The organism is Pseudoalteromonas sp. HM-SA03 (assembly GCF_002289345.1).
Taxonomy (GTDB): Bacteria; Pseudomonadota; Gammaproteobacteria; order Enterobacterales; family Alteromonadaceae; genus Pseudoalteromonas.
In genome coordinates this window covers 1-263 of sequence record NZ_NSDG01000087.1, presented here as the reverse complement: position 1 = coordinate 263, position 263 = coordinate 1, and the positions used below count along the sequence as shown (strand labels likewise).

Genomic DNA, 263 nt, shown 5'->3' with positions numbered 1-263 from the left:
AATTCGTTTAAGCAATGCATCACATAATCGAATGGGGTGTGGCCGTTTGCTCTGGCTGTTTCGATCACGCTATAGAGGATTGCGCTACTCTCTGCGCCACTTGTGGTGAAGCTAAACAGCCAGTTCTTTCGGCCTATGACGAACGGTTTGATAGCGCGCTCTGCCCGGTTGTTGTCTATCTTTAGATGTCCTTCATCGAGGTAGCGAATGAGTTTCGGCCACTGCCTTAGCGTATAGTGGACGGCCTCGCCCAGCTTCGATTT

1 protein-coding gene (running past one end of the window) is annotated in these 263 nt (G+C 50.6%); it reads right to left on the bottom strand.

From position 1 onward, the window contains the following. On the bottom strand, positions 1-263 hold part of the coding region annotated (locus tag CKO50_RS17275) for a transposase (protein ID WP_141240158.1) (this coding region is incomplete at its 5' end). Its footprint begins 58 nt before the window's first position; 263 of 321 annotated nt are visible.